The 12,953-nt window shown below is 66.0% G+C and carries 11 protein-coding genes; 5 read left to right on the top strand and 6 right to left on the bottom strand.

Going from position 1 to position 12,953, the window contains the following annotated elements:
- Positions 1-60 precede the first annotated feature (60 nt).
- The 3 genes from M4578_RS16675 to M4578_RS16685 form a co-directional block, all read right to left on the bottom strand.
- Entirely contained in the window at positions 61-363 is a 303-nt protein-coding gene (locus M4578_RS16675) for a hypothetical protein (RefSeq protein ID WP_258094427.1), read from the bottom strand.
- A gap of 357 nt (positions 364-720) precedes the next feature.
- Positions 721-1,764, bottom strand: coding sequence for a glycosyltransferase family 4 protein (locus M4578_RS16680; RefSeq protein ID WP_258094428.1), 1,044 nt, complete (start codon positions 1,762-1,764; stop codon positions 721-723).
- A 4-nt stretch (positions 1,765-1,768) separates the two neighbouring features.
- Positions 1,769-3,427 (bottom strand): NAD+ synthase, encoded by a 1,659-nt coding sequence (locus M4578_RS16685; RefSeq protein WP_258094429.1) that lies wholly within the window; start codon positions 3,425-3,427, stop codon positions 1,769-1,771.
- Between the two features lie 147 nt (positions 3,428-3,574).
- Here M4578_RS16685 and M4578_RS16690 point away from each other — a divergent pair, with 147 nt between their 5' ends.
- The 3 genes from M4578_RS16690 to M4578_RS16705 all read left to right on the top strand — a co-directional run bounded on the left by M4578_RS16690 (position 3,575) and on the right by M4578_RS16705 (position 6,909).
- Positions 3,575-5,047 carry an MORN repeat-containing protein gene (locus M4578_RS16690; RefSeq protein ID WP_258094430.1) on the top strand — a complete coding sequence of 491 codons (1,473 nt, stop codon included), beginning with the start codon at positions 3,575-3,577 and terminating at the stop codon, positions 5,045-5,047.
- A 50-nt stretch (positions 5,048-5,097) separates the two neighbouring features.
- Positions 5,098-6,321: a PhnD/SsuA/transferrin family substrate-binding protein gene (locus M4578_RS25710; RefSeq protein WP_274705665.1), complete on the top strand. Its 1,224-nt coding sequence runs from the start codon at positions 5,098-5,100 to the stop codon at positions 6,319-6,321.
- 120 nt (positions 6,322-6,441) lie between these two features.
- On the top strand, positions 6,442-6,909 hold the full coding sequence (locus M4578_RS16705; RefSeq protein WP_258094431.1) for a DsrE family protein: 468 nt from the start codon (positions 6,442-6,444) through the stop codon (positions 6,907-6,909).
- Between the two features lie 54 nt (positions 6,910-6,963).
- Here the strand turns inward: M4578_RS16705 and M4578_RS16710 are convergent, their stop codons facing one another.
- Entirely contained in the window at positions 6,964-7,434 is a 471-nt protein-coding gene (locus M4578_RS16710; protein ID WP_258094432.1) for a hypothetical protein, read from the bottom strand.
- A gap of 173 nt (positions 7,435-7,607) precedes the next feature.
- Here M4578_RS16710 and M4578_RS16715 point away from each other — a divergent pair, with 173 nt between their 5' ends.
- Together M4578_RS16715 and M4578_RS16720 are read left to right on the top strand one after the other, a co-directional pair.
- Positions 7,608-8,525: a YihY/virulence factor BrkB family protein gene (locus M4578_RS16715; protein WP_258094433.1), complete on the top strand. Its 918-nt coding sequence runs from the start codon at positions 7,608-7,610 to the stop codon at positions 8,523-8,525.
- A gap of 293 nt (positions 8,526-8,818) precedes the next feature.
- The gene (locus M4578_RS16720) at positions 8,819-10,801 is read left to right on the top strand and encodes a type I secretion protein (RefSeq protein ID WP_258094434.1); all 1,983 of its coding nucleotides are present in this window, start codon (positions 8,819-8,821) and stop codon (positions 10,799-10,801) included.
- Between the two features lie 18 nt (positions 10,802-10,819).
- On the opposite strand, the gene M4578_RS16725 is transcribed toward M4578_RS16720, so the two are convergent.
- Both M4578_RS16725 and M4578_RS16730 read right to left on the bottom strand, forming a co-directional pair.
- Positions 10,820-11,506, bottom strand: coding sequence for a potassium channel family protein (locus tag M4578_RS16725; RefSeq protein ID WP_258094435.1), 687 nt, complete (start codon positions 11,504-11,506; stop codon positions 10,820-10,822).
- 3 nt (positions 11,507-11,509) lie between these two features.
- Positions 11,510-12,907 (bottom strand): TrkH family potassium uptake protein, encoded by a 1,398-nt coding sequence (locus M4578_RS16730; protein ID WP_258094436.1) that lies wholly within the window; start codon positions 12,905-12,907, stop codon positions 11,510-11,512.
- Positions 12,908-12,953 lie beyond the last annotated feature (46 nt).

Genomic DNA, 12,953 nt, shown 5'->3' on the forward strand with positions numbered 1-12,953 from the left:
CGGGCTGCTTGGGCATGATGGGGCTTCCTTCTTCGTCCCGCAAAGTCTATACCAAACCCCTCAGAGCGCGAGGTTTTTCAGACCTTCCCTGACATCTTCTTTCCGAGTTTTTAACACTCGGATATCGATGATACTTTCTATCTCTCCAAAGCTGGCGCCATGCGAGCAAGCATCTAGCTTGTCCAGCGTCAGTTTAAGCATGCATCCTTCAAACGATGCCGTTGTCTTGGACATCAGGATGTTGTCGGGCGAAAGATTGTCTCTCGTTAATATCTCAGCCAAGCGTTCTGCGGGATCCGCTTTGGCCGCTCCGCATGTTGCGCCAAAAGATGCGAGCACCACTGCGACTGTAGTAAATTTCATTGAACAACTTCTTACCTTATGATGGTCCACCTCCAAATAGGTCTTAGAGACAAACACTTCTAGACACATATAGCACCCATTTGTGGCGACTCTCGACCAAAATCGCAAACTGTCCGAAATCCGCCCGAAGATCAGAATGCTAAGTTCGCCTATGCCGCGTCACTCGCCGCGATCAGGAGTGCGGTCCGCTACTTCGGTCGTCCAATGGCCCAGGGATGCGCGTCTGCATCACGAGAATGGGTAATTGAAGGCGAAGGACAAGTTTGGGCCGGGGCCGGGCGAAGGCACTCGCGGCGAAGGCATCCGCTGCGATGCGGTCGTTTGGACCCTAAGCCGAGCTTCCGGATTCGGAACGCCCTACCCCTCGGCGATCAGCCCCTGCATCCGCTCCACGAACCGAGCGGGCCCGAGTTCGCCCAGCGCCGTCTCGCGCGCGCCTTGCCCCAGCCGCAGCCGCAGCGCCGCGTCGTCGATGAGACGGGTCAGGGCCGTTTCGACCGTGGCAGGATCGTGCGGATCGACCAGAAGGCCGTTCTCGCCCTCCCGGATATAACCCGCCGAACCGGCCTCGGTCGAAATCACCGGCACGCAGCCGAAGGCCATGGATTCCGCCGGGGCAAAACCCAGCGGCTCGTCGAAACTGGGCAGGATGCAGATGCCGGATTGCGCATAGAGCGCCGGCATCTCGGCATAGGGGATCAGACCGCGCATCTCGATCCAGTCCTCCGACGCCGCCTCGGCCTTCAGCGCCGCGTAATGCGCCATATCCTCGGCAAGCTCGGACTCGCGCTCGGAGCCGATCAGGATCAGCCGCGCCTTGCCGGCCCGGCCCGCCGCGCGCATCCCGTCGATCACCAGATGCTGCATCTTGCGCTTGCGGGCGAGCTTGGCGACGCAGAGCACGGTGACCGGGCCCCCGGCGCTGCTGCGGTCCGGCATCGGCGGCGGCGGGTCCCCCACCACCGGCCAGGGCAGATAGCGCGCCCAACGGTCCGGCGGCGTGCTCTCCAACCCCAGGCTCGCGGTCACCCGGCGGATCGGCAGCCCCTTGCGCCACAGGTAGAAGCGGCGCGAAAACGGCTCGTGCCGGTGATAGGGGTGCAGATCGTAAGACCAGAGCGCCGTACCCTGCCGCCGCCCGATCCGGGCCGCCGCAAAGCGCAGCTTGGCGCTGTTGCGCAGGAAGGCGATGTCGGGATTCAGCGCGCGCCACGCCTCGGTCATCGCCGCAATGTCGGACGGATCGCGAAACACCTGCGGGGTGACATGGCTGTGGTCCTCGGCGCCGCCGGAGCTGGACCCCCAGACCGCGACCCTGGCCCCGGCCTCGACCAGCGCCTTGGTGGCGAAATAGAGGTTGGTGTGAAAACGGGGAACGACGAAGAGGATGGTCGCCTGCATCGGATCAGCTCTCGTCCCGCCAACGGTTGACGATCGGATAGCGCCGGTCGAGCCAGAAGGCGCGTTTCGACAGCCGCGCGCCGGGCGCCGACTGAAAGCGCTTGTATTCCGAGATATAGAGCAGGTGCTCCACCTTCTTGGCATCGGCCCGGTCATAGCCCGCCGCGACGCAATCGGCGATGGAGCCGTCATCGTCCACGAGGATCTGAAGAATACCGTCGAGCACCGGGTAATCGGGCAGCGAGTCGCTGTCCTTCTGATCCTCGCGCAGCTCGGCCGAGGGCGGTTTGGTGATGATGCGCTCGGGGATCGGGGCGTCCTCCGGCCCTTTCATCCAGGGCCGGTGATGGGCATTGCGCCAGCGGCAGATGTCGAAGACGCGGGTCTTGTAGAGATCCTTGATCGGGTTGTAGCCGCCCGCCATGTCGCCATAGATCGTGGCATAGCCCACCGCGACCTCGGATTTGTTGCCGGTGGTGAGCAGCATCTCGCCGAACTTGTTGCTGAGCGCCATCAGCAGCAGCCCACGCAGGCGCGACTGGATGTTTTCCTCGGTCAGATCCGGTTTCAGACCCTCGAAAAGCGGCGCCAGCGTGTTGGTGATCGCCTCGCGCCCCTCGGCGATGGGCACAAAATCGTAATGGCAGCCGAGGTTCTCGGCGCAGGATCTGGCATCTTCCAGCGAATGCTCGGAGGTGTATTCCGAGGGCAGCATGACGCAGCGCACATTCTCCGCGCCCAGCGCATCCACCGCGATGGTCGCCACCAGCGCGGAATCGACACCGCCCGACAGCCCCAGCAGCACCTTGCCGAAGCCGGTCTTGCGGCAATAGTCGCGCAGCGCCAGCACCATGGCGTGGTAATCTTGCTCCATCGCGTCGGGATGGCGGGTGAAATCGCCCTCCAGGACGCGCCAGCCGTCTTCGGTGCGCTCCAGATCCACATGCGCCAGCGCCTCCTCGAAGACCGGAAGCTGCACCGCCACCGCGCCATGCGGGTTCAGCGCGAAACTGCCGCCGTCGAAGATCTGGTCGTCCTGTCCGCCCACCATGTTCAGATAGATCAGCGGCAGCCCGGTCTCGACCACGCGGGCGACCATCTTGTTCAGCCGCGTCTCGTATTTGTTGCGGAAATAGGGCGAGCCATTGGGCACCAGCAGGAATTCCGCGCCGGTCTCGGCCAGGGTCTCGGCCACGTCCTCGTACCAGGCATCCTCGCAGATGGGAGAGCCGACGCGGGTGTTGCCCACCGCGTAAGGTCCGCCGATGGGGCCGCTGTCGAAGATGCGCAGCTCGTCGAAGACGTTGTAATTGGGCAGGTGATGCTTGAAGACCTGGGTCATCATCTTGCCGTCCCGGCAGATGACATAGGCATTGTAAAGCTCTGTCCCCTCCACCCAGGGCGTGCCGATGCCCAGCGTCGGCCCGTCGGCGCAGTCTTCCGCCAGCCGCTTCACCGCCGCCATGCAATCGAGTGTGAAGACATGCTTCATCGGCAGGTCTTGCGGGTTGTAACCCGCGATGAACAGCTCGGGCAGCGCCACCATATCGGCCCCCGCCGCCTTGCCCTTTTCCCAGGCGTCGCGCGCCTGCGCGGCATTGCCCGCGAGGTCGCCCATGGTCGGGTTGAGCTGCGCGATGGTCAGGCGGAAACGGTCGGCCATACGCCCTGTCCTTTCAATCACATCCTCGTGCCGACATAGCAGAACCACGCCGGAGGGAAAGCGCCCCGGGGCAAAAGAGATTGTCAGCCCGGGGGGGCTTCGATACTTTCCGGCCACAAGGAGAGGCAATCCGGCAAGGAACGAGCAATGACACGCGCAGGCAGAACGATTGCCGCAGCAGCCGCCTTTCTGGCATGGGCCGGCAGCGCTCCGGCGCAGGAAGACGAGATCGTCACCAAGCAATTCGACGATGGCGGGGTCTATGAGGGCACCTTCCGCGACGGGCTGCGCGACGGTACCGGCACCTACCGGCTGCCCAACGGGTTCGAATATACCGGCGACTGGGTCGCGGGCGAGATCACCGGCAAGGGCGTGGCGCGCTATCCCAGCGGCGCGATCTACGAGGGCCAGTTCGCCAAGGGCAAGCCCGAGGGGATCGGGCGTATCGTGCTGGCCGATGGCAGCATCTACGAAGGCTCCTGGCTCGACGGCAAGATTACCGGCAAGGGCGTGATCCAATACGCCAACGGTTCGCGCTACGAAGGCGCCTTCCGCAACGCGCTCCACCACGGGCGCGGCGTGATGACAGCGCCGAACGGCTACCGCTACGAGGGCGACTGGGTGAACGGCGTCGAAGAGGGCAACGCCACTATCACCTATCCCGACGGCTCGGTCTACGAGGGCCGCGTGGCCAATGGCAAGCGCGCGGGCCAGGGCGTGCTGACGATGGCGGACGGGCTCGTTTACGAGGGCATGTGGCGCGACGGGCAGCAGGACGGCATCGGCAAGCTGACCCTGCCCAATGGCGACATCTACGAGGGCGAGCTGGTGGACGGGCGCCGCGAGGGCACCGGCAAGGAAACCTATGCCAACGGCGACATCTACGAGGGCGCCTTCAACAACGATCAGCGCCAGGGCTTCGGGGTTTTCACCGGCGCCGACGGCTATCGGCTCGAGGGCAACTGGGTCGCCGGGCAGATCGAGGGCGAGGGCAAGGTCGTCTATCCCGACGGTTCGGTCTACGAGGGCGAGATCCGCGGCGATCTGGCGAATGGTCGGGGCAAGACCACCTATCCCGACGGCTCGACCTACGAGGGCGACTGGGTCGACGGGGTGATCGAGGGGCGCGGCCGCGCCGCCTATCCCAACGGCGTGGTCTATGACGGCGCGTTCAGCAATGCCCGTTATAACGGGCAGGGCACGATCATCTATCCTGATGGCTATCGCTACGAGGGTGACTGGAAAGACAACCAGCGCCACGGCAAGGGCACCGCCAGCTACGCCGACGGCACCGTCTATACCGGCGATTTCCGCGAGGACCGGCGCCACGGGCAGGGCGAAATCACCATGCCGGACGGGTTCCGCTATAACGGGAGCTGGGTGAACGGCACCTTCGATGGGATGGGCGTGGCAACCTATGCCAACGGGGATGTCTACGAAGGAATGTTCAGGGACGGCAAGCGCCAGGGAGAGGGAGTCCTGCGCTATGCCACCGGGGAGGAGGCCTCGGGCGAATGGGTCAACGGGGTTCTGACGACCGCGACGCCGGTCTCGGCGCCGGACGGGTCCGGGGAGGACGGGCCCGCCACCGGCGACGGGGCGCAAACCGGCGGCAACTGACGGGCGGCGCGCGGCTCCGCCTCTGCGCGGCGCTGCTGGTCTGCGGCCTGATGATGCTGTTTGCCCCGGCGCACGCCCGCGCGCAGGACGCCGAAGAGCATGTCATCCGTATCGGCGTTCTGGCCTATCGCGGCTGGGACGACGCCAGCGACAACTGGCAGCCGCTCGCCGGCTATCTCTCCGCCCGGCTGGACGGCGAAACGGTGCGGCTGGTGCCGGTAACGCTCAGCTCGGCGGCGCTGCTGATCGAGACCGGCGCGCTGGATTTCCTCGTCACCAATCCCGGCCACTACCTGACGCTCGCCCGCAGCTATCCGATGAGCGTGCTGGCCACCCGCGCGCGCCGTCTGTCGGACGGCAGCCGCGCCACCAGCTTCGGCAGCACGCTGGTGGCGCGCAAAGGAAGCGGGCTCGATTCCTTCGGCGCGCTGCGCGGGGCGCGGGTGGCGGCGGTCAGCCCGCGTGGCTTCGGCGGTTTCCAGACCGTCTGGTTCGAGGCGCGCGAGCAGGGTATCGACCTTCTGAGCGCACCCTCCGAGACGATCTTTCTGGGCTTTCCCATGGACCGGATCGTCGAGGCGGTGCTGGCCGGAGATGCGGATATCGGCATCGTGCGCAGCGGTCTGCTGGAACGCATGGCGGCCGATGGCAAGATCGACCGGGCGGCGCTGGAGGTTCTCGATCCCGGAGCGAGCTATACCCATGCCGATGCGGTCAGCACCCGGCTTTACCCCGAATGGCCCTTTCTGGCGCTGGCCCGCACCGACCCCGCGCTGATCAACGCGGTGGCGCTGGCGCTGCTGCAAAGCGGTGACGGCGAGACCGGGCTCGAAGACATCTGGCGCGCGCCGGTCAGCTATCTTGCGGCGGAACGGCTGCTTGCCGCCTATGGCGCCGAAACCGCCCCCGCCGCCGAGCGCGCACCGCCCTCGGTCGAAATTCCGCCGCTGGTCTGGATCACCATGGCCGTCTCGCTGGCGGGGATCGTGGCGCTCTTGCTGTGGCTGCGGAGCGTCGGCGGGCTGACCCCGGTCGCGCCCGCCGGCCCCTCCGCCGCCGAGGTCGATCTGACACGCCGCGAACGGCAGATCCTGCAACTTGTGAGCCGGGGGCTGTCGAGCAAGGAAATCGCCGCCGAGCTGGGCGTAAGCCCGAAGACGGTCGAATTTCACCGCTCGAACCTGCTGCGCAAATTCGACGTGCGCAGCGCCGCGCAACTGGTCAGCGTGGCGGGCGAACAGGCCCGTCCGGCGGGGGATTCAGGCCAAACCTAGGGTTTTCCCGGGGGCTTTCCTCACAGAAATCACGGGAATTGTCCGGCTACCCGCGGCGCGCTGCCGCGTGCCAGCCTTTGCGGACCGGGCAAGCGCCCGCCAGCCAGGGAGGACATCACCATGATCACACGCCGTATCTTTGCAGGCCTTTGCCTGACCGCGCCCGCCGCAGCCGTGCTGACCGCAACCGAGGCCGCCGCGCAGATGGGGGCCTATGGCAAACAGAAGGTCGTCTATCACATCAACTATCCGGGGGGCGAGGGCGACAAGGCCTATCGCGGGGCCCTGCGCAACATCCAGAACCATATCAACGCCGTGGGCGCCGAGAACATCGAGGTGAAGGTGCTGCTGCATGGCAACGGCATCGGGTTGCTTCAGGACGCCAACAGCGACACCGCGCTTCAGACCTCCGTCGGCTCGCTGAAATCGCAGAACGTTCGCTTCCATGTCTGCAACAACACGCTCGTCGGCCGCAAGATCGACTATTCCAACGATCTCTACGATGTCTGGGAGGACGACATCGTGATGTCCGGCGTCGCCGAGCTGAGCAAGCTCCAGATGGACGGTTTCACCTATATCAAGCCCTGACACCGGGATGGAGAGCAGAGCGGCCCCCCGGGGCCGCTCTGTCTGCGACCGGTTTCAGCAGGGCGGCACCCCCATCCGGATCAGCTCTGCCCCGCTCAGCGTCATGTAGCCCGCGGTCACGAAACGCGCCCGCGTCAGGAACCAGGCCGACAGTTCCGGCGGGTAATGCGCCGCCATGCGCTGCGACCAGTAATCAAAGCGGTCGTAGCGGATCGGCCTGCCGGGATAGCCCGGCCCGTGAAATCCGAACTGCGTCGCCGGGCTCACGCAGACATCGCCCGCTCCGAGATAGAGCGTGCAGGACGACCGGCAGTAGCTGCCGCGAATTTCCACCCGGTCGCCGCGCGCGCGCATCCGGCGCACCTCCTCGATCCGCGGTTTCAGCGCCCCTCCGGAATCGTTGCCGATCACCCGCACCGCACCGCCGGACCCCCAGCCATACGGCGCGGCGGCGCCCGGCAGGGCCAGGGCCAGCAGCGCAAGGCCAAGAACGAGACAGCGGGCGAGAACAGTGACGATGGGCATGAATCCGGCTCCTTTCTGACAGCGGCACGGGGCGCGGGCCCCGATCTCTGCCCAAGGCACCGGATTCGGCTTAAAGCGGCGTTGACGGGCCAATTTGTCTCGAATTGTCAGGAATTCCCCTGCGCTTCCGGAGGCGGATTGACGCCCGGGGCGCGAGACGCTCTGCTTGGCGCATGAGCGAAACACCTCCCGACCGCAGCCCCGGGCTGCCCCCGTCTCCCGCCGCAGAGCTGAGCGCCATGGACTGGCTGCGCGCGCTTTGGGGCACCTGGCAGCGCATGGATCAGCGCAATCTCGGGCTGATTGCGGCGGGCGTGGCCTTTTACGCCTTTCTGTCGCTGTTCCCGGCCATTTCGGCGGTGATCGCGATCTGGGGCTACTGGGCCGATCCGGCGGTGATTTCGGAGCAGATGGAGCTGCTGCACGAGATGATCCCCGAGCAGGCCTATACGCTGCTCGCCACACAGGTGAACCAGCTCATTTCAACCAATCGCTCCACCCTGCAATGGGCGTCGGTCATTTCGATTCTGGTGGCGATCTGGTCGTCGCGCGCCTCGGTCGCGGCGCTTATCCGGGGGCTGAACGCCATCGCCGAAACGCCGCATCGCGAAAATGCCTTTCGCCGTCTTGCCGTCGCCGTGCTGCTGACCGCCCTGCTGGTGATCGTGGCGCTGGTGGCCTTTGCCGCCGTGGTGATCCTGCCCGCCGCGCTGGCCTTTCTCGGCCTGCCGATCCACATCGAACTCGCGGTAAGCGGGGTCAAATGGCTGATCCTGCTGGCGGTCGTCTTCTTTGCCATCGCGCTCATCTACCGCTACGGGCCGAACCGTCGCCGGGCGCGGATGCGCTGGTTCACCCCCGGCGCGCTGCTGGCCTTGCTGGCCTGGGCCGCCGGCTCGTTCCTGCTGACCAGCTATGTGCGCAATTTCGACCGGCTGAACGAGGTCTACGGTTCGCTCGGCGCGGTGGTAGCGCTGCTTTTGTGGTTCTATGTCAGTGCCTTGGTGACACTCTTGGGCGCGCAGCTCAACGGCGAGCTGGAGCGGCTGCGGGCTGCGCGCAAAGAAACACCCGCCACTGTGGAACCCTAGGCCCGCGACAGCGTTAGGCTTGCAAGGACGCTTGATCCGTCCTGTCCCATCGCGGGCCGTTACCCTGTCCCGACTTCCCTCATGCGGCACGCGACCCTGGTGCCCCGCTCTCCACCGCGGAGAGCGGGGTTTTCCTTCGGCCAGCGCCCGATCCCGCTCCCTTGTCCGGCAGGACGTTCAAATTGTTTGTATATTTCGGACAAAGAACCGCTTGCGCCTCATTGTTTCTAGTATCGAATTAATTCTTCCCCGGCAGTCTGGCAGCGATCACATGCAAGCGGGGGGCTTTTCACATGCCGGCTCTGAACCTGTCAGGACTGTCCGAAACCGTCGGCGCCGATCTGTTCGGCGCCAATATTCTCGCGCATCGCGACTCGCTCGAGGACGATGCGCGCTTTGCCGCTCTGGTCAGCGACAGCGGCGTCACCGCGCTGCGCTATCCCGGCGGCTCGCTGACCGAAGCCTATTTCGATCTCGCCAACCCCGATGCTGCCGTGGTCAGCCACCGCGACACCGGCGAGACGCGCGACTTCATCCCGATTTCCGATTTCATGGAGTTCGCCGGCGCCCGCGACCTTGCGGTCACGCTGGTGATCCCCACGCGCGACCAGCTTTCGGCCGATCACGACGGGAACGGCGACCGCTTTGCCGAGGTGGATGAAACGGCGCTGCGCGATTTCGTGCATGACACGGTGACCGGCCGCTATGGCGACGCGCAGGTCGAAGCCTTTGAGATCGGAAACGAATACTGGGGCAGCGGGCGGATGTCGGCCACCGAATACGGTCGCATTGCAAGCCAGATGTCCGAAATCGTCGATGATGAGTTGTCACGCCTCGCGCCCACGCATGCACAGGCCGAAACCGTCGAGATCGTGGTCCAGATGGGCACGAATTTCGGCGAGTCCGCGCTGGACGGCGGCTATGACGGGCTTTCGGCGGCAGAGATCGTCGAGGATCTGAACGCGCGTTACGATCTGGAGCTGGACGGCGAGGTGATCCGCGGCAATGGCGAGGTAAACTGGATCGAGGTCAACAACCACATCGTCATGTCCTATTTCGACGAGCCTGCCGAGATCGACGCGGTCGATGCCATCGCAGCGCATGTCTATTCCAAGGAACCCGCGCTCGACGGCCAGCGCGGCCTGATGCTCGACGCCATTTCCGAGACCTGGGGCGAGGATCCGCGCTTTGCCGATCTCGAGACCTATGTCACCGAATGGAACCAGTCCGGGCAAAGCGCCTTGTTCGAGCGCGACGAGGATTACGGGCTGTTTCAGGCCCATGAGATGCTGAACATGGTCGAGGAATTCGCCCGCGCCGGGGTCGATGAGGCGCATGTCTGGCCGCTCCTGCAAAATTCCGACAACGCGCTCAGCACCGGCCACAGCTATGACACGCTGTCGCCGGCGGGCCGGTTCTATGCGATGATGTCGGACACGCTGCCGGGCACGACCATGCTCGATTTCAACGCGGCCGATCCCCGCGAGACCGAGGCCGAGCTGCCCGGCGTGGACGTGCACGGGTTCTATGGCAATGACGCGGTGACGCTTTACATCGCCTCCACGGCGGACGGCCCCACCGACACGCTGATCGACACCGCGCAGCTTATCGACAGCGTCGGCAGCGTCTCCGCGCGGCGGCTGGGTGTGGCCGATGGCGAGGCCCCCGGCTCCAACAACGCCACCGCCACGGTCGAGGAACTGGACCCGGCAGAGGTCTTTTCCGAGGGCTATGTCACGGCCGAGCTGGACCGGGGCGAGATCCTCGAGGTCACGCTGTCGGGCTTCACCCCGACCCCCGCCTTTTCCGATGCGCTGACGCAGCTCGGCAGCGGCGATGACGATGCCGCGCCCGGCGATCCGGCGGACGCGCCGGTTGCCGCGGCAGGAGACGACATCGCCTTCGCCGCACTCAGCCAGCCGACGCTGGTGCGCCTGCCCGGGGACGAAACCGCAGCCGCCGAGGCAGAGGCTGTAACCCGGGCGGAAACGGAGGCCGGAATGGATCAGCCCGCCGCCCTTGCGGATGCCTCCGACGACGGGTCGCCGGACGGCGCGGCCCCCGTCCCGCTCCCGCCGTCCCTGCCGCAAAGCGCGGCGGCGGCTCCGACGCTTGCGGGCCTGCCGATGGTGCCGCTTCCCGACGATCTTTCCGATTACGAGGAAGACCCCGCCGAAGACGGCCAGAGCGACGAGGAGGTGCAGTTCGAAGAGCCGCCGATGTCGGGGATCTTCTGGGCGCTCCTGCCCCTGCTCGCCTCGCTGTTCGGGCTCTGACCCCGCGCCGCATCAGCCCTAGTCAGGGTCCTTGTCGTTGCGCGCGGGCTCGGGCGGCTCGGCAAACAGCGCGTCGAGCTTGGCATGCGCCTTGGGCGAGGCCACCAGGATCAGCCGGTCGCCCTCGCGCAGTTCCTCGATGTCGAAGACGAAATCCTCGCCCTCCTCGCCGCGCGCCAACCCGATGATCCGGGCCTGTTCGGGCAGCTCGAAATCCGAGGCGGTCCAGCCGTGGCAGCGCTTGCCGATCCGGTAGCCCAGCACCTGGACTCCCTTGAAATGGCGCAGGTCCAGCGCCGCATCGGCGCCGCCCTCGACCACTCGCACGATCGAACGCGCCACCATCGCATGGGGTGTGATCAGATCGGTCAGCCCCAGCTCTTCGCAGACGCTCAGCAATTCCGGTCGCACGATCTGCGGCACCACGCGGGGAAAGCCCACCGACCGGCCAACCACCGCCGCCAGGATGTTCACATCGTCCATATTGGTCAGCAGCACCAGCGCATCCGCGTGATCGCCGAACGCATCGCGCTGCACCGTGGGCAGCGACCCGTCGCCCTCCACCATGCCGCAATCCAGATGCTCCCGCGCGGCCTTCAGCCGCTCGGGCTTTTCATCGACCAGCACAACCTCGTGCCCGTTCGCGAGCAGCTCCTGGGCCGTGGAGGTGCCGAAGCGGGAGGCTCCCACAATCACCACACGCATGGTTTATCTCCTTTTTCTCCAGGTCGCGGGCGACAGCGCTGCAATCAGCGCGATGAATTCCAGCCGCCCCAACAGCATGGCCGCGATCAGCGCCGCCTTGAGATGCGGTGCAAGCGACGGTTCGGAGATGCCCACGGACAGGCCCGCCGTCGATTGCGCCGAGATGATTTCGAAACTGGCGTGCAGCGCATCGACCCCCGAGGCGATGAAGATCAGCCAGAAGACAAAGGCAAAGCCCACATAGCAGAACAGCACCGCCGCGATGGCCACGATCCGCTCCTGCGCGATCTCGCGGCCGCGCTCGGTCAGATTGGTCACGGCGCGCGCCGGCGACCGCAGCCGCGTCAGCGTCAGATGCACGCTTTTCGCCAGCAACAGCGCGCGGTCGATCTTGATGCCGCCGGCGGTCGAGCCGATGCCGCCGCCCACGAACATGCCGGCAAGCACCAGCGCCACAAGCGGCGGATAGTCGATCACCGGCGCCACCGAGAACCCCGCCGTGGTCATGCCGGAGACGAAGTTCAGCGCGGTCTGAAGCAGCACCAGCGGCTGATAGATCCCGTCGATGAGCAACAGCACCACCACGACGATACTGCCGGCCAGCGCCGCGCCCAGAACCGCGCCGGTGTTGCTTTTCTCCCAGGCCGCCCGGACGCCGTGGCGCTTGGCATAGACATAGAAAAGCAGCGACACCGAGGTGGCGAGACAGGCGACCATCGTCACCACCTGCGCGGCGGTGGAATAGGAGGCCAGCGAATCCGGGCGCGGCGAGAACCCTCCGGTCGAGACCGCCGACAGCGCGATCATCACCGATTCCCACCAGTTCGGCATGAAGGGCCGCAGCGCCAGGATCGACGCCACGGTGATCGCCGAATAGACCCAGAGCAGGGCCCGCGCCTGGGCGCGGGTCGAGCTGAGGATGTCGCGTTCCTCGATGCCGGCCTCGCCCATCGCCTGCGCCACGTTGCCGGGCCCCAGAATCAGCGCGCTGCCCGCCACCGCGATGGCGAAGCCGCCCGACCACAGCAGCCATCCGCGCAGCAGATGCCCGGCCATCGGCCAGTCATAGATATCGCCCGCCACCGAAAGCCCCGTCGAGGTGATGCCCGAGACGGATTCGAACAGCGCGTCCAGCGGGCCGAGCCCCAGCACCATAAAGGCGGGAACCGGCAGCACAGCGGCAAAAAGGAACAGCGCAACCAATGTGCAGACCGCCTCGATCGCGCGCAGGTCGTGCGGCGGCGGCAGCCGCCGCCCGGCCAGACCCGCGCCAAAGCAGAGGGTGGCGGCACCGCCGGTCATCGCCGCCAGCAACCATTGCCCCTCGGCCAGTGCCAACGCGGCGGGCGGCAGAAAGATCGCCGAAAGAATATGCCCGTGGCTCAGCACGGCGCGCGTCACGACTCCGGGTCTCGCCCGCCAGGTGACGCTGTGTTGTCCGCGGCTT

The sequence above is a fragment of the Salipiger pentaromativorans genome (assembly GCF_024721115.1).
Lineage (GTDB): Bacteria > Pseudomonadota > Alphaproteobacteria > Rhodobacterales > Rhodobacteraceae > Salipiger > Salipiger pentaromativorans.

Excerpts from the sequence above, each read along its gene's own strand:
- M4578_RS16675 (WP_258094427.1), bottom strand. The coding sequence starts at position 363 with ATGAAATTTACTACAGTCGCAGTGGTGCTCGCATCTTTTGGCGCAACA.
- M4578_RS16680 (WP_258094428.1), bottom strand. The coding sequence starts at position 1,764 with ATGCAGGCGACCATCCTCTTCGTCGTTCCCCGTTTTCACACCAACCTC.
- M4578_RS16685 (WP_258094429.1), bottom strand. The coding sequence starts at position 3,427 with ATGGCCGACCGTTTCCGCCTGACCATCGCGCAGCTCAACCCGACCATG.
- M4578_RS16690 (WP_258094430.1), top strand. The coding sequence starts at position 3,575 with ATGACACGCGCAGGCAGAACGATTGCCGCAGCAGCCGCCTTTCTGGCA.
- M4578_RS25710 (WP_274705665.1), top strand. The coding sequence starts at position 5,098 with ATGATGCTGTTTGCCCCGGCGCACGCCCGCGCGCAGGACGCCGAAGAG.
- M4578_RS16705 (WP_258094431.1), top strand. The coding sequence starts at position 6,442 with ATGATCACACGCCGTATCTTTGCAGGCCTTTGCCTGACCGCGCCCGCC.
- M4578_RS16710 (WP_258094432.1), bottom strand. The coding sequence starts at position 7,434 with ATGCCCATCGTCACTGTTCTCGCCCGCTGTCTCGTTCTTGGCCTTGCG.
- M4578_RS16715 (WP_258094433.1), top strand. The coding sequence starts at position 7,608 with ATGAGCGAAACACCTCCCGACCGCAGCCCCGGGCTGCCCCCGTCTCCC.
- M4578_RS16720 (WP_258094434.1), top strand. The coding sequence starts at position 8,819 with ATGCCGGCTCTGAACCTGTCAGGACTGTCCGAAACCGTCGGCGCCGAT.
- M4578_RS16725 (WP_258094435.1), bottom strand. The coding sequence starts at position 11,506 with ATGCGTGTGGTGATTGTGGGAGCCTCCCGCTTCGGCACCTCCACGGCC.